Annotated in this window: 13 protein-coding genes; 8 read left to right on the top strand and 5 right to left on the bottom strand. The window is 50.9% G+C overall.

Annotation, left to right across the window (positions count from 1 at the left end; genetic code table 11):
- Positions 1–9 precede the first annotated feature (9 nt).
- Complete coding sequence (locus PLA01S_RS27165) at positions 10–786, bottom strand: DUF2161 family putative PD-(D/E)XK-type phosphodiesterase (protein ID WP_127594925.1); 777 nt, start codon at positions 784–786, stop codon at positions 10–12.
- Positions 787–1,051: 265 nt separating this feature from the next.
- Here PLA01S_RS27165 and PLA01S_RS27160 point away from each other — a divergent pair, with 265 nt between their 5' ends.
- Entirely contained in the window at positions 1,052–2,947 is a 1,896-nt protein-coding gene (locus PLA01S_RS27160; protein WP_100538918.1) for a PrkA family serine protein kinase, read from the top strand.
- Between the two features lie 264 nt (positions 2,948–3,211).
- On the top strand, positions 3,212–4,273 hold the full coding sequence (locus tag PLA01S_RS32915) for a globin-coupled sensor protein (RefSeq protein WP_127594923.1): 1,062 nt from the start codon (positions 3,212–3,214) through the stop codon (positions 4,271–4,273).
- A gap of 126 nt (positions 4,274–4,399) precedes the next feature.
- On the opposite strand, the gene PLA01S_RS27150 is transcribed toward PLA01S_RS32915, so the two are convergent.
- Positions 4,400–5,791: a SpoVR family protein gene (locus tag PLA01S_RS27150; RefSeq protein ID WP_127594921.1), complete on the bottom strand. Its 1,392-nt coding sequence runs from the start codon at positions 5,789–5,791 to the stop codon at positions 4,400–4,402.
- Between the two features lie 273 nt (positions 5,792–6,064).
- On the opposite strand from PLA01S_RS27150, the gene PLA01S_RS27145 reads away from it, so the two are divergent.
- Positions 6,065–7,861 carry a S9 family peptidase gene (locus PLA01S_RS27145; protein ID WP_127594919.1) on the top strand — a complete coding sequence of 599 codons (1,797 nt, stop codon included), beginning with the start codon at positions 6,065–6,067 and terminating at the stop codon, positions 7,859–7,861.
- A gap of 65 nt (positions 7,862–7,926) precedes the next feature.
- Here PLA01S_RS27145 and PLA01S_RS27140 read toward each other — a convergent pair whose 3' ends face one another.
- Positions 7,927–8,901 (bottom strand): cation diffusion facilitator family transporter, encoded by a 975-nt coding sequence (locus PLA01S_RS27140; protein ID WP_127594918.1) that lies wholly within the window; start codon positions 8,899–8,901, stop codon positions 7,927–7,929.
- A gap of 334 nt (positions 8,902–9,235) precedes the next feature.
- On the opposite strand from PLA01S_RS27140, the gene PLA01S_RS27135 reads away from it, so the two are divergent.
- From PLA01S_RS27135 to glpX, 4 genes are all read left to right on the top strand, one after another.
- Positions 9,236–9,409 (top strand): GapA-binding peptide SR1P, encoded by a 174-nt coding sequence (locus tag PLA01S_RS27135; protein WP_100538913.1) that lies wholly within the window; start codon positions 9,236–9,238, stop codon positions 9,407–9,409.
- 208 nt (positions 9,410–9,617) lie between these two features.
- Positions 9,618–10,280, top strand: a complete 663-nt coding sequence (locus tag PLA01S_RS27130) for a helix-turn-helix transcriptional regulator (RefSeq protein ID WP_100538912.1) — start codon at positions 9,618–9,620, stop codon at positions 10,278–10,280.
- A 13-nt stretch (positions 10,281–10,293) separates the two neighbouring features.
- The gene (locus tag PLA01S_RS27125; protein WP_100538911.1) at positions 10,294–11,100 is read left to right on the top strand and encodes a pyruvate, water dikinase regulatory protein; all 807 of its coding nucleotides are present in this window, start codon (positions 10,294–10,296) and stop codon (positions 11,098–11,100) included.
- A 41-nt stretch (positions 11,101–11,141) separates the two neighbouring features.
- The gene (glpX, locus tag PLA01S_RS27120; RefSeq protein ID WP_127594916.1) at positions 11,142–12,119 is read left to right on the top strand and encodes a class II fructose-bisphosphatase; all 978 of its coding nucleotides are present in this window, start codon (positions 11,142–11,144) and stop codon (positions 12,117–12,119) included.
- A 97-nt stretch (positions 12,120–12,216) separates the two neighbouring features.
- Here the strand turns inward: glpX and PLA01S_RS27115 are convergent, their stop codons facing one another.
- Together PLA01S_RS27115 and PLA01S_RS27110 are read right to left on the bottom strand one after the other, a co-directional pair.
- Positions 12,217–12,720 (bottom strand): hypothetical protein, encoded by a 504-nt coding sequence (locus tag PLA01S_RS27115; RefSeq protein WP_076324440.1) that lies wholly within the window; start codon positions 12,718–12,720, stop codon positions 12,217–12,219.
- Between the two features lie 240 nt (positions 12,721–12,960).
- Positions 12,961–13,818 carry a DegV family protein gene (locus tag PLA01S_RS27110; RefSeq protein WP_127594914.1) on the bottom strand — a complete coding sequence of 286 codons (858 nt, stop codon included), beginning with the start codon at positions 13,816–13,818 and terminating at the stop codon, positions 12,961–12,963.
- Positions 13,819–13,991: 173 nt separating this feature from the next.
- Between PLA01S_RS27110 and PLA01S_RS27105 the strand changes: the two genes are divergently transcribed.
- Positions 13,992–14,882: a DUF8580 domain-containing lipoprotein gene (locus PLA01S_RS27105; protein ID WP_127594912.1), complete on the top strand. Its 891-nt coding sequence runs from the start codon at positions 13,992–13,994 to the stop codon at positions 14,880–14,882.
- Positions 14,883–14,897: the final 15 nt, after the last annotated feature.

The following is a 14,897-nucleotide window of genomic DNA, read 5'->3' as shown; positions in this document are numbered from 1 at the left end:
GTATAAAATCTATGATTTCACTACGGAAGCATAATCTGCCAGGGCCTGTACGCCGGCCGGCGTCAGCACGTAGCGTCCGCGGCTCACCCGACGGAACCAGCCGTAGTAATTGCGCTGCAGAATGTCAGCCGCCGATCCCACGCCGCTTCGATCCCGCACAGCCGCCGGAGAAATGCCGGTGAGCACCGCAGGGGCAGTTCCTTCTTGCAGCTCATGACCCTCCGGGAGTTCGCGCGAGCCCAGCTGCTCCGCTTCCGCCGCATTCATGGCAGCAGCAACGCGCAGCGTCTTCTCGCGATAAGCGGTAACCAGCTTGGCCCTCGTCACCCCGCCCGTGTTGTAATCGCCGCTGCGCTCACGAAATTCATACAACAGGCGTTCCTTGCGCCTGATGGCGGTCCGTCCCTTCTGCACGGCCATCTCCGGCTCACAGAGCACCTCGACGAAGGGCGCTTTGGTTTTGTAAAAGGTGACCGTAATGAGTCCAAGTCCCAAACGTCCGCAGAGCCCCGTCAGCTCCGACCAGCGCTGATTGACGGCTCCTTTCTTCGCCCGGCTCTTCTCGACGGCAAGGTAAACGTACGGGGTCAGCTTCAAACGTTCGATGCCCTGGAGCAAAAGAGCCAGATTGAATGTTTTTTTCAGTTCCACAATCAGCGGTTCATCGGCGCCCTCTTTCATGCCGACAAGATCACAATGGCGCACTTCGCCTTTCACTTCATAACCGTTCAATTCAAAAAAGGCCTTCAGGGGAGCGTACAGCTCGGCTTCATGCTTTATCGCCATGATGACTCTCCTTTTATTCGAAAGATGCTTAATGTCAAGTTAATGTAATTTCAGTATAGCATGGGGACGGCTCGCGTGACGTACCCGAGTGTAGAATGGACCGGTGGTTAGATAAAATTGCATGCGCATGACTTCGAAAATAAGGTCAACTATTCCAAGTAAGTCGCATAGGTATGTAATACACTTTTTCGAAAATGGAATGTTTTCTAATGACGCTGTGGAATGGAAGCCAATCCCCATAAACAGACTCATAGGAGGTAGCGAAATGGATATTTTCGAACGCATAGCATCGTATCGGGCAGAAGGCGACCGTTTGGCGTGGAGCGGCACATTCAGGGAATACATTGAAATACTTAAGAAGGATCCCTCTCCAGCCATGACGGCACATGCCCGTGTATATGACATGATCGAATCCTACGGTTTCGAAGAGAGCGGGGGCCAGAAAAAATATAAGTTTTTTGAACAGGAAATCTTCGGTCTCGACCGAGCTGTTGAGAAACTCGTTGAGGAATATTTCCATTCCGCGGCCCGCAGACTGGATGTACGCAAGCGCATACTGCTGCTTATGGGGCCCGTCAGCGGCGGGAAATCCACGCTGGTCACGCTGCTGAAGCGCGGCCTGGAGAAGCATTCCCGTACCGACCGGGGAGCGGTATACGCGATCGCCGGCTGCCCGATGCAGGAAGAGCCGCTGCATTTGATTCCGCTGGAGCTCAGACCGGAAATCGAGAAGGAGCTCGGCGTCCGAATCGAGGGGAATTTGTGCCCGGCCTGCCAGCTTCGCTTAAAGACCGAATACGGCGGAGATATCGAAAAGGTTGAAGTCGAGCGGATATTAATTTCCGAGGAGAACCGGGTCGGCATCGGTACGTTCAGTCCATCGGATCCCAAGTCGCAGGATATTGCCGATTTGACCGGCAGCATCGATTTCTCCACCATCACGGAATACGGCTCGGAGTCGGATCCGCGGGCCTACCGCTTTGACGGCGAGTTAAACAAAGCCAACCGTGGTTTGATGGAGTTCCAGGAGATGCTGAAATGCGACGAAAAATTTCTGTGGAATTTGCTCTCCCTGACCCAGGAAGGGAATTTTAAAGCGGGCCGGTTTGCGCTGATTAGCGCGGATGAACTGATCGTTGCCCACACCAACGAATCCGAGTATAAAGCATTTATCGCCAATAAGAAAAATGAGGCGCTGCAATCCCGGATGATTGTCATGCCGATTCCGTATAATCTGAGAGTCAGCGACGAGGAGAAGATCTACTCGAAGCTGATCGGCCAAAGTGATATGAAGCATATCCATATCGCGCCGCACGCGCTTCGTTCTGCCGCGATATTCTCCGTTTTGACGCGTCTGAAGGAAACGAAGAAGCAAGGGATGGATCTGATCAAGAAGATGCGCATGTACGACGGTGTGGAAGTCGAAGGATATAAAGAAGCGGACCTGAAAGAAATGCAGAATGAATATCTGGAAGAAGGCATGTCCGGGATTGATCCGCGATATGTCATTAACCGGATATCCAGTGCTTTGATTAAGCAGGATCTTCAGTGCATTAACGCGCTGGATATGCTGCGGGCGATTAAGGATGGGCTGGATCAGCACGCTTCGATTGCCAAGGAAGAGCGGGAGCGTTATCTGAATTTTATCGCTGCCGCACGCAAGGAGTATGATGATCTGGCGAAGAAGGAAGTCCAGAAAGCCTTTGTGTATTCCTTTGAGGAGTCGGCCAAAACGCTGTTCGAGAATTATTTGGATAACATCGAGGCATTCTGCAACTGGACGAAAATCCGCGATCCGTTAACCGATGAGGAGATGGATCCGGACGAAAGATTGATGCGTTCGATCGAGGAGCAGATCGGTGTCTCGGAAAACGCAAAGAAGGCTTTCCGGGAGGAAATCATGATCCGCATCTCGGCTTATTCCCGGAAGGGCAAAAAGTTCGAGTATAACAATCATGAGCGCCTGCGCGAGGCGATTGAGAAGAAGCTGTTCACCGACCTGAAGGATATCGTCAAGATTACGACCTCGACCAAAACGCCGGATGCCGTGCAGTTGAAACGGATCAACGAGGTTAGCTCCAGACTGATCGAGGAGCATGGGTACTGCCCGGTATGCGCGAACGAGCTGCTGCGTTATGTGGGCAGTCTGTTGAATCGGTAATAACGAATAGAAGAATGGAATGCCATGAGAAACCACCTGTGAATTTGAACCACCCCAATTGTTAGACACCATCTAACATTGGAGGTGCAGTTCAATTAGGGTGGTTTCTCATGTTTTGGGATGAAATGGCCCGGTTTGTCGGTGCAAATATACACACAATTAGGACTTTAGCATTATGTCTGGATGGTAAATATAGTCTATAATGGACCCTAAGTACTTGAACCTGTGATATGGATCACGCTATTTAGGAGTGGATTTTTCGAAATGATTGATGTTTCCCCGAAAAGACGCCAACAGTTGGAGTATATCGGATTGGATGAACAAGGGTTGGAGCTGCTGGCCAATCATCGTGACGTGTTTGCGAAGGTAGTTGAAGAGGTTGTTAACCGGTTTTACGCGCAGATCGGGACGCAGCCGCACCTGATGCAGATCATCGAGCGTACCTCGACCGTGGAGCGGCTTAAGGAGACCCAGCGGGTATACTGGATGTCGCTTGCGGGAGGGAGAGTGGACGATGCTTATATTGCCGAACGGATTAAGATCGGACAAGTTCACTCCAGAATCGGCCTGAAAACAGATTATTATCTTGGAAGTTACATGGTTTATCTGGACATTGCCACCGATTTACTGAAGCAAATCGTACCGGATCAGTGGATCCAAGTGGTGCATGCGCTGAGCAAGATGTTTAATTTGGACTCCCAGCTCGTCCTGGAAGCTTACGAAATGAAAGAGAAAGAGAAGATAAACCATTTGGTATCGGATCAACAACGAATGTTGGAAGCGATTACAAATGCAGTTCAAGAATTGACTGCCATGATCGTGGAGCTGGATCAAAGCGCAGCCTTAATGGCAGACAATGCAATCAAAACAGCAGAAGCCCAGGATAAAGCGCATTCGCTGACTTCCGAGCTGGGCGAGGAAATTCTACATATTGAGCAGATGGGCAGCTTGATCAGGGAAATCTCGGATCAGAGCCACTTGCTCGGTCTGAATGCGGCGATTGAGGCTGCTCATGCCGGGGAGTTAGGCAGAGGCTTCGAGGTGGTTGCCGGTGAAGTTCGAAAGCTGGCCACCAACTCCAAGAAGGCGATGGATGAGATTCAGGACAAGGTTAGCGGCATTATTCGCAAGCTGGGTCTTGTAGAACAGGAATCGGAAAAAACGTCCATGAACGCACGTAATCAGGCGGCAAGCTCGCAGGAATTGGCTGCTTTTGTGAAAATGATGGAAAAGCTGGCCGATGATTTGGAATCACTTCAACATGAATATGATGTTCAGAAGCACGATGTCCTGGAGGGAAACGTATCCGAGAAGGTAAGTGTATAACAGGGATCCGAGAGTGAACAGATGATGTGTGCCCATATGTAAACGAACAGCAGCACCCGCGAAAGAGGAAACTTACCCTTCGCGGGTGCTGCTGTTATATGGCGCCATATTGTCCTTCAAGCGTGGTTAAATAAATCGCCGATGCAGCTTCTTGCCGTCATAGGAGAACAGGATCGGTTTGCCCTCGATCATGCTGTGCAGATGCACGGGTTTGCCCCAGAGCCGGTAAACATAGGGAATGGTGCGCTCCATATATTTCAGGTCAAGCTCAATGCCCTCGTACAGATGCTTGATCATCAGCTCGCCGGAGCGGAGATGATCGCCATCGGTCACCACGAGAAACGGCGAGCCGCCGTTTACGCGGGAGACGACCAGCTGATCGCGGATATTTTCCCACGCCTTGTCGGTGATTTTCCACTCCGGTCCTTTTTTCTCAAAGACATAGAGGTCCAGATCCTCCACCAATTCCTTTGTCAAATAATTGCGCAGGAAGGAGATATCAGAGTCATATTCACGGACATCAAACATTTTATCCCGATCCCAGCGGCGTTCGATATCCTCGAAGATTTTCAGCCCAAGGTAGTAGGGGTTCAGGCTGTGGCGCGACGGCTGCACAACCGAGGCATTAAGCTTGGCGAATTCCACCGTTTCCTCGCTGGTCAGGTCCATCTCCCGCAGAATACGCTGATGCCAGTACGAAGCCCAGCCTTCGTTCATGATTTTGGTTTCCATCTGCGGCCAGAAGTACAGCATCTCCTCCCGCAGCATGCTCATAATGTCCCGCTGCCAATCCTCCAGAATGTCGGAGTGCTCCTGAATAAACCACATGATATCTTTCTCCGGCTCGGGCGGGAAGCGTTTGGGTGCTGCTGGCGATTTGTCGGCTTTGTCTTCGCCGTCTTCGTCCATATCCCATAAATCGTCGTACCGGCCGGGAGGCTTTTGCCGCTTGGCTTCCTCCTTCTGCTCCTGCATCCGCCGTGCGGTGTACCGCTGCTTATCCAGTTTATCGGGCCTCACGATATGCGGATCCACATGCTCTTGAATCGCCAACACCGCGTCGATAAATTGCTCAACCGCCTCCGTGCCATGCTCAATTTCATAGCGGGAGATGCGCTCGGCAGTAGCCGACATGCTCTCGACCATATTGCGGTTGGAGACGGAGAAGCGGGCGTTGTTTTTAAAGAAATCGCAGTGTGCAAGGACATGGGCGACAATGAGTTTATTCTGAATCAGGGAGTTGCCGTCCAGGAGAAACGCATAACACGGATTGGAGTTGATCACGAGCTCGTAGATCTTGCTAAGGCCGAAGTCGTACTGCATCTTCATTTTATTGAAGGTTTTTCCGAAGCTCCAGTGGCTGAACCGGGTAGGCATGCCGTAGGCGCCGAAGGTGTATATGATGTCTGCCGGGCAGATCTCATATCGCATAGGGTAAAAATCAAGGCCAAAGCCTGTAGCGATCTCGGTAATCTCCGCAATGGAACGTTCCAGTTCCGCGATCTCGTCTTGGTGCACGAGAATCCCCCCTTCGTCATTAAAAACATGGTTCTTATCATTTATATGGGATCTTGCTGCAGATATGCGGGCAGACGAGGGGACGCCGGGAATATATACAGGCCTCTGTCAAAAATTGTACATCCTCTCGGTCTGCAGACTTAGCAAGCTGCCCGACCATGTAACGGTGACCCTCAGGATGCTTTGCGTTATAATGGGAATAATCCAGCGGTTTGGCAAACTTCTCCATTTATTTACCGATGGATAATAAGATGAGGTCAGGGAGGCAAATGAATGATCGAATTTCCTAAACCCGATGTGGAGCAATTTTTTCAAACTTATGGCATTCGTAGCTTCGGAATCAGTCCAGACGAGTCACGGCTTGTATTCAGCAGCAGTCTAAACGGAAAATTCAATTTATGGGCCATGGAGTTAGAAGGGCAGACGTCTTACCCTTATCCGCTTACATACAATGACCAGATCGCAAGCTTTATCAAGCTGGACCCGGAAGGGCGACATATCTTAACGGCGTTTGACCGTGACGGGAATGAGAATTATCAGTTTCATGCGCTGCCCTGGAATGGTGGCGAGCCGATGCCTCTGTTCGAAGGTGCTAATACGGATGACAAACATTATTTTGTGCATCTGTCAGAGGACGGCAAGCGACTGTATTACGTCACGTCGAAGGGGAATCCGTCCTTCCTGAATTCGCGGGTATATCATCTGGACACCAAGGAGGATCATTTGCTGCATGAAGGCGAGGTGACGTCGACCGAGATGTGTGCTGTGAGCCCCGACGAGAGAACCATCGCGTATACGAAAGTGTATGCCAACACCTACTATGTTAGTTACGTGAAGCGAGAGGGCGAAGAGCCGCTGTGCTTGACGCCGTCGCCGGAACAGGTGCATATTTCGGGGGATGTGCTGTTTGCCGGCAATGACCAGGTCATCTTCGCAACGGATTATGAATCGGAATTTTCATATGTAGCCACTTACGACATTCCTCAGCAGAAGTTTGAACCGCTGTGCCGCATCGACCGGGAGAGCATTCAGCACCTGCGCTACCATAAGGATTCACGGACCCTCTACATTGTCACGGAAAAAGGGGTGGAGGATCGACTGTATGCCTATTCGCTCGACAGTGGTGAGTTAACTGCCATTCCTCTCCCATCGGACATCGTGGAGCAGTTGAACGTGACAAAGTCCGGCAATCTGTACATGCTCGCCCGCGGTGCGGTGAAGCCGCTTAACATTTACCGTTTCGCAGGCGGCTCATGGAGCATGATCACAAAAAACGTCCTGACAGGATTAACCGACGAGGACATGGTGACACCGGAGGTTGTGACGTATCCATCTTTTGACGGCATGGAGATTGAAGCGCTCCTGTTCCGCGCCAAAGATCACGTGGCGAACGGTTATACGGTATTTTGGCCGCATGGCGGCCCGCAAGCCTCGGAGCGCAAGCAGTTCCGCTCCATGTTCCAGTATATCCTGGCCAAAGGGTATCACATCTTCTGCCCGAACTTCCGGGGAAGCACGGGTTACGGCAGCTCCTTCGTGAAATTGGTGGAGCAGGATTGGGGCGAGGGACCGCGCAAGGACTGCTTGGCTGGCATGGATTGGCTGTTTGAGCAAGGCATCTCGAGCCGTGAGAAGCTTTTCGTGATAGGCGGAAGTTACGGCGGTTATATGACCCTGCTGCTGGCAGGGCGTAATCCGGAGTATTTCAAAGCGGCCATTGATATTGTTGGCGTCAGCAACCTGTTTACCTTCTACAATTCGGTACCGGAGCACTGGAAGCCGATTATGGAGCGCTGGATAGGCGATCCGGAACGGGATAAAGATCGCTTTATCAAGGATTCGCCGATTACATACCTGGATGAGATGGTGAACCCGATGCTGATCATCCAGGGGGCTAACGATCCGCGTGTCGTCAAAGAGGAATCTGACCAAATCGTGGAAGCCTTGAGGGCGAAGGGCCGTGACGTAGAGTATCTCGTGTTTGAAGACGAGGGACATGGCATTACGAAGAAGGCCAACGAAAAAATCGCTTATGCGCGGATGGTCGAATTCCTGAAGCGCAATCAGTAAGAGTCGTATGAAAAAAGAGGCGTACCTAAAGGTCCATCGGACTCTGAGGCATGCCTCTTTCCCGTTTAGTTATCCAGATTCTCGCTCGGATTCCAAAGCTTGATTCCATCGTCCTCCAGGATGCCCAAGGTCACATCCGAGATGTTTGGATCCTGGGTCAGCAGGGCATTGATTCTCATTTTGGAATGGCCTGCCTCGGCCAGGGTCATCCCTTTCTTCAGCTCAATGTAGGCCTCCACATGATAGTTCCGTCCTTCCTGCAGGATGCGAAGACGATTGATATCGCGGACATCCGGATCGCCGAGAATGATCTGGGAGATCTTCTCTTCCACTTCATTCGGAGCGGCGACGCCGATTAAGCCGACCATATTGTCATATCCAACCTTAAAGGCGACGCCTACCATCAGACAGCCGATGAGGATCGTGGCGATTCCATCCAGGATGAGGAAGTTGAAGAAATGTGCGAATATAATGGCAACCAGAGCAAAGAGGGCGCCCAGCGTAGCGACGATGTCTTCATAGAACACAAGCCGTGTAGGCGGGGCAGCGCGGCCGGCATTTTTGAAAGCCGCTGGCAGCAGGGCAAGGCCGGATGCTTGAACGTGGGTTTCCTTCATAATCTCTTTCATGGCTTTCATCAGAATGGAGCCATCAATGATAACGGCAATGGCCAGCACAATGAAATTAAGCCAGAAATTCGTGGCTTCTTCCGGATGTTTTAACAGCTTGAAGCCTTTCAGTATCGTTTCGTAGGCCATGATGGTAACCACGATCACCGCGACCATGCAGACCAGATTAATGACCCTGCCGAATCCGGTGGGGAACTTCTTGGTCGGCTTCCGCTCGGCCAGCACGCTGCCTACGAATACAAACCCCTGGTTTACGGCATCGGCCACCGAGTGCATGGCGGATGCAAACATCGTACCGCTGCCGCTGACAGACGCCGCAATCCCCTTGATTATGGCCAATCCCGTGTTGCCCAGTGCCGCAATGGCGGATGAGGTATTTCCTTTCTTAATGAGCTGCCATGTGTTCTTCAATCCAAACCCTCCGTCTATAATGTCGATTTCTATAAATCTGAAGTATATATTATCATATCATGCCAAATTAAGGGTATCCCCATCCCCTTATCCTCACAGGAAACATGATGACATACATATTACTTAACATGTTTTTTGTTACATTAATCATGATTTACTCATATCTTCATTTCTTACCCAATACATTAAGAATATAGTGCAAAATAAAGGGATGTGGGAAACGAAACGGTTGGTTAGCGGTCTTTGGCATGATGTGGAGAATCGAGTTACCCCCTTTGATAACAAAGCGTAAACTGCCTTGCAGCAAAGTGAAAAAACATGAGGAGGAAATGTTATGAAAGCGTTAACAAGTCCGGAGGCAGCGAAAGGCAAGGCGAACGAGGAATGGGGCCTGATTATATGCTCCAGATGTGATGAAATGGTGGATACGATTCCAACCGACGGAGTGAAGATCATTTATGGGTATTGCGGAAAAGGGGAGTGCAAAGGCACAGACCCTCAAGATTAAACGGCGGTGATGGTTAGATCGAATGTAAACAAAGCATGCTTATCGGGAGGAATCCTCCTGAAGCATGCTTTTTTTAGTGGATTTATGTGGATTTATAACCTTTTCTGATAGGGGTTAAAAAAATGATTGATACCTAATTATGCATTTTTGAACGAAAATATGTTGCATATATATTATATATGACGTATTATATCGGCAAGTAGAGGAAATGCACGCAGGAGGGATCACTATCGAACTGACGACAAGGCAGCAGGATATCGTCGATATCGTAAAAAAACATGCACCCATTACAGGAGATCAGATTGCGGAGATGCTGAATGTCAGCCGAGCCACCCTTCGTACCGATTTATCCAAACTGGTGGTTCTGGATTATATTGATGCCAAGCCCAAGGTGGGGTACTTTCTGGGAAAGCGGGGTACGCGCGACCGGGAGGAGAAGTTTCGCCTTCTCAAAATGAAGGTTGGCGATCTGCACGGTGTTCCGGTTATTGTGCGTGAGACCACGACGATCCATGAAGCCGTTGTATCCTTGTTTCTGGAGAACGTGGGGAATCTAATCGTTACCGATGCCGACGGCCATCTGGCCGGGATTGTGTCCCGCAAGGATCTGCTTAAGGTAACGCTTGGGAACCCGACGGCATCCTCCATGCCGGTAAGCCTGATCATGACCCGCCGGGCTAACGTGACAACGGTGCAGCCGGAAGATACGGTACTGGATGCCGCACGAAAAATCATCAATCATCAAATCGATAGCCTGCCGGTTGTTGTTCCATCCACCACGGGGAAGCCGGGGGAACACTGGAAGGTTGTGGGTCGGATTACAAAAACGAATATTATCAAAATGCTGCTCGACATGGTAGCCGAGGAATAATGGGAGGAATCGGATGAATCAGGCATTAACTCATTTCATTGCAATCTGTTCGGACTCCATTGGGGAGACGGCTGAAGCGGTTGTGCAAGCTACATTACGCCAGTTCGAGCTTCCGAATACAGAGATTAAACGTTATATGAACGTTCGCGACGAGGATGAATTGACCGAATTGATGGAGGAGGTGGCGCGGCGCGGAGGCTTTGTGGCCTACACGCTTGTGCAGCCGGAGCTTCGCGAGGTCATGCGGGAGGAAGCTGTGCGGCTCAACATTCGTACGGTGGATATTATGGGGCCGATGATGCAGGCATTTGCCGATACGTTCAACGACTATCCCAAACGACTGCCGGGACTGCTGCACCGCTTGGACGACAGCTATTTCCGGAGGGTCGACGCGATGGAATTCGCTGTCCAATATGACGATGGCAAGGACGTTAGCGCCATTTTGAAGGCGGACATCATATTGCTGGGCGTATCCCGAATTTCCAAGACGCCGCTATCGATGTTCCTCGCTCATAAAGGCTACAAAACGGTCAATTTTCCGATTGTGCCGGAGATGTCGCCCCCATCGCAGCTTAGAGAAGTAACGAACGGCACAATTATCGGACTTACGATTGAGCCGGAGCATCTGCTCAAAATCCGCAGCGAGCGCTTAAAGGTCATGGGACTGCCGCATCAGGTGCAGTATGCAGCCCTTGAGCGGATACAGGAGGAGTTGGATTATGCCCTGTCGCTGTATGCGGAGCTCGGATGTCCGGTCATTGACGTCACGGATAAGGCGATTGAGGAATCCGCAGGACTGATTATGAATTATCTGAAATAAGCTGCACCGGTAAGGAAAAAAGCAGAAGGAGGGATTCATTCATGGAGAGTTCATTAGCATTGGAGCTTGTAAGAGTGACGGAGGAAGCGGCGCTGCAATCCGCCCGGTGGACAGGAAGAGGTGACAAGAACAGTGCTGATGAAGCCGCGACGGTTGCCATGCGCAAGCATTTTGATTCCGCAGCGATGGATGGGGTCGTTGTCATAGGGGAAGGCGAGATGGATGAAGCGCCCATGCTCTATATTGGAGAGCGCGTTGGGAACCGCCAAGGTCCGAAGATGGACGTGGCGGTGGATCCGCTCGAAGGAACGGAAACGGTGGCAAACGGGCTGAACAACGCGTTGTCCGTAATAGCCGCAGCTCCCCGAGGCACCCTTCTGCATGCGCCCGATATCTACATGCATAAGCTCGCGGTTGGACCCGAGCTTGCGGGTCAGCTGAGTTTGAATGATCCGATTGAAGTAACCCTTCGAAAAGCATCGGAGATCTTATCAAAACCGCTGTCGGAGATGACGGTATCCATTCTCGATCGTGAGCGACACAGCGCGATGATTAAGGCTTTGCGAGAGTCCGGGGTAAGGATCAAGCTGCTGAGCCACGGGGATGTCATGGGTGCGATCGAGACCTGCACGGACAGTGAGGTCGATCTCTATGTGGGCTCTGGAGGAGCTCCGGAAGGCGTTCTCGCCGCCGCCGCTTTGAAATGCCTGGGCGGAGAAATCCAGGGACGGCTTATACCGGAGACACCGGAGGATTTCATCAGATGCCAGGACATGGGGTTGGAGCATCCCGAGCAGCTGCTGACGATGGAGGATATGGTAGGCCGCGAAGGCGTATTATTCGTGGCAACCGGCGTGACGGCTGGCGATTTCCTGCGCGGCGTGAAGTATATGCCGGGTCAGCGGGCCGAAACGCATTCCGTCATGATGTACTCCGGCACTAGAACTGTCCGTTATATCCGCAGCGTTCATCATCTGTTTCAAAGCAGTGAAACCTTGGCTGCCGCTGCATCTTCTTGATGCATATGCAGGGCATCTATAACATAAAGGCACTCCAAAGGTTAGCCAACCTTTGGAGTGCCTTTATGCGTTGTTAACGGTTTGGCGCAGCGGATGCTTAACCGTGTCTCTTCCGTCCGAGCATCAGCCAAGCTCCGCCAAGCACAAGCAGCACGGCAATAACAGGCTGCACGACGGACAGGTAATTCAGCACGGGTCCGATAGAGAATACCACGAAGAACAGCAGCGACAATACGGTCAGAATGTTAATCGGGATGAGCAGCCACTTGTTACGCGATCCGAACCAGTAAAACTCGAACAGCCCTGCTGCAACGGCCAGGATAAAGCCGGGCCACATTGAACCCCATGAGTCGAACAAGGAAGCGATTTGGCTGACAATACCGGCTGTGAGCAGAATGCCGCCCGGTATCAACAGTCCGATGCCCTGTCGTCCAACCAGCGAGAAGTACATCCAGTGAAAAAACAGGCCTAACGGGATCACGAACAAGGTAGGCCAGAATGTGGCGAAGATGGAACCGGCGCCTACCGATCCGCCTTGGTTTAAGAGCAAGTATGCGCCGAGCAGGATGAGCAGCGGTGCCAAGATTGTACGTTTCGTCATACAAACTTCGTTCCTTTCCTTTTGTAGATTGATTAATCCAAGAATACCATGCAATGGATGGGGATGTCCTCGGTCCTTCGGGGAATGTTTCACCTAGACTTTAGTCTAGGATGACATGTTTAGCCAATAGTCAGCCCGTGTAATAAGGTCCTAAGCGCCCGGTGGGCAGGCTTGAGTACAGAAAAACAGTCCTGCGGCAGAACGTTACATGGCAGGACTGTCTTTTTCGAAAGAAGGATATTATGAAGGCTTCTTGGTATACATGAGTCCGACGGTTTGAGGACCGCAGTGGCTGCAAATGACGCAGCCCGCCGTAGAAATGCTAACCTGCCGTGCGCCTGTTTTCTCCTGCAGCTCCTTCTGCAGGAAGCGGGCTTCCTCTTCGGCCATGGTATGTACAACAACGATCAAATCATTGTCCATCTTATCCACTTGAGTCAGCGCATTCTGGATCATTTGCTCCAGTGCCTTCTCTTTTTTGCCGCGTACCTTGTAAGCGGGAATCATACCGCCGTCCACAACTTTGATAACCGGACGGATTTTCAGCAGGCTGCCAATGATGTTTTGCATGCCGGAACAGCGTCCGCCTTTATACAAGTAATCCAGCGTATCGACAACGAATTCGCATTCCACTTCATTTACGGTACGGCTTAATAGCTCCACAATTTGCGGTATGGATGAACCTTCATTGGCCGCGTAAACAGCCTTCATAACAAGCAGTCCGATACCAGAGGAAAGATTGCGTGAATCAAACACGGTAACCCGGCCCTCGGGCAGCTCCCCTGCGGCTATCAACGCATTTTGGTATGTGGAAGAAAGCTCTGACGAAATGCTAAGGAACAGGATATCCTCGCCTTGCTCAATAGAAGGCGTGAAGGCCGCAATGAAGTCGGACGGAGAAGGTGCCGCTGTTTTGGGAAGGCTGCCGATCTGATCGACTTTGGCGTATAGCTGTTCCGGCGTAATGTCGACTCCGTCGCGAAAGGATTGTTCTCCGAATACGACGTAGAGCGGAACGATGCCGATATTATATTCTTCTATCCATGAAGGTGGTAAGTCGCAAGTACTGTCAGCAAAAATTCTAATTTTACCAGACATGAACATCTCCCTTTATCAACTAATTGAATCTTGTACTACTAGAATACCTTGTTTGATGAGAAAAGGGAATGCTCTTGTCGTTTTGGGGCGAGTGCTGTGAGCATACTCCAAAAAGGCGGTGATTGTGCAACATATTCCATAGGTTTCCCGTTAATTATAATGGAGGTGGTTTTATGGCAAAGCGAAAGCATTTGAGCAAAATCATCGCAGCAGCTGCCGCAGCTATGCTGCTCATGGCAATTACGGCATGCGGCGGCGAAGACCCGACTTCTCAGCCGCCAGTTGATCCGAATCCGGTAGAGGATGATGTCAAGGAACCGGCTGAACCCGTCGAAGAGCCGAAGGTCGAGATCAAGCAGGGAACCGGTACCTATGTAGGTCAAATCGATAACAATTCCGTTGAAATTGAAACAGCAGATGGCCCTACCGCGTTCCGGCTGGGCGAAGGTATGGACCAAGTCATATCCAAGCTTCAGGGAGATGAGTCCGTCTCGTATGAGTATTGGGAGCAGCCCATTGAGGGCGAAGAAGAATTGAAACAGCTGATCCTCACCAAGCTGACGGTGGAAGAGGGAGGCGGTGGCACGGATTCAGAGAACGCGCAGCTGCCTGCAACCAAAGATTTTGAACTTGAGCTGGAGGGCATGAAAGAGACCAAAACAGCTAAACTGGCCCAGGGTGACGGCTACGCGCTCTATATATTTGATATCTTTTCCTTTGATGCAAAGACCAACAAGCTGACCATGAATGTGGATCCAGATTATTATGTCGAGATTACGAAGCTGCCTTCGGATTATAACGGGGATGAACTCAAGCTGGAAGCGGAGAAAGAGCTTGCCGAGACAGGTAAAGTTCGTGAAGCTGACGACCATGAGAAGCATAAGGGCATGGAGGATGCGTCCGTATATATGATAGGCGAAGGCGAGAGCCTGACCAAGATGTACATTGTGGATGAGATTGACGGACAGGGTTATATTTTCCGTGTAAATAACCCTCACCGTGAACCTTCCGAGGGATTTGCCACGCATGCCTTTACATCTTTGAGCTCGATCGTTAATCAATAATGCATATAAAAACAG

The organism is Paenibacillus lautus NBRC 15380, assembly GCF_004000945.1.
In the GTDB taxonomy this organism is placed as follows: Bacteria; Bacillota; Bacilli; order Paenibacillales; family Paenibacillaceae; genus Paenibacillus_AQ; species Paenibacillus_AQ lautus.
Note: the sequence above shows the minus strand (reverse complement) of the source record. Positions and strands in the feature narration are given on the sequence as shown.

Coding starts and splice junctions, on each gene's coding strand:
- PLA01S_RS27130 (WP_100538912.1), top strand. CDS start 9,618: ATGCACGCAGGAGGGATCACTATCGAACTGACGACAAGGCAGCAGGAT.
- PLA01S_RS27145 (WP_127594919.1), top strand. CDS start 6,065: ATGATCGAATTTCCTAAACCCGATGTGGAGCAATTTTTTCAAACTTAT.
- PLA01S_RS32915 (WP_127594923.1), top strand. CDS start 3,212: ATGATTGATGTTTCCCCGAAAAGACGCCAACAGTTGGAGTATATCGGA.
- PLA01S_RS27135 (WP_100538913.1), top strand. CDS start 9,236: ATGAAAGCGTTAACAAGTCCGGAGGCAGCGAAAGGCAAGGCGAACGAG.
- PLA01S_RS27125 (WP_100538911.1), top strand. CDS start 10,294: ATGAATCAGGCATTAACTCATTTCATTGCAATCTGTTCGGACTCCATT.
- PLA01S_RS27160 (WP_100538918.1), top strand. CDS start 1,052: ATGGATATTTTCGAACGCATAGCATCGTATCGGGCAGAAGGCGACCGT.
- PLA01S_RS27165 (WP_127594925.1), bottom strand. CDS start 786: ATGGCGATAAAGCATGAAGCCGAGCTGTACGCTCCCCTGAAGGCCTTT.
- PLA01S_RS27115 (WP_076324440.1), bottom strand. CDS start 12,720: ATGACGAAACGTACAATCTTGGCACCGCTGCTCATCCTGCTCGGCGCA.
- PLA01S_RS27110 (WP_127594914.1), bottom strand. CDS start 13,818: ATGTCTGGTAAAATTAGAATTTTTGCTGACAGTACTTGCGACTTACCA.
- glpX (WP_127594916.1), top strand. CDS start 11,142: ATGGAGAGTTCATTAGCATTGGAGCTTGTAAGAGTGACGGAGGAAGCG.
- PLA01S_RS27105 (WP_127594912.1), top strand. CDS start 13,992: ATGGCAAAGCGAAAGCATTTGAGCAAAATCATCGCAGCAGCTGCCGCA.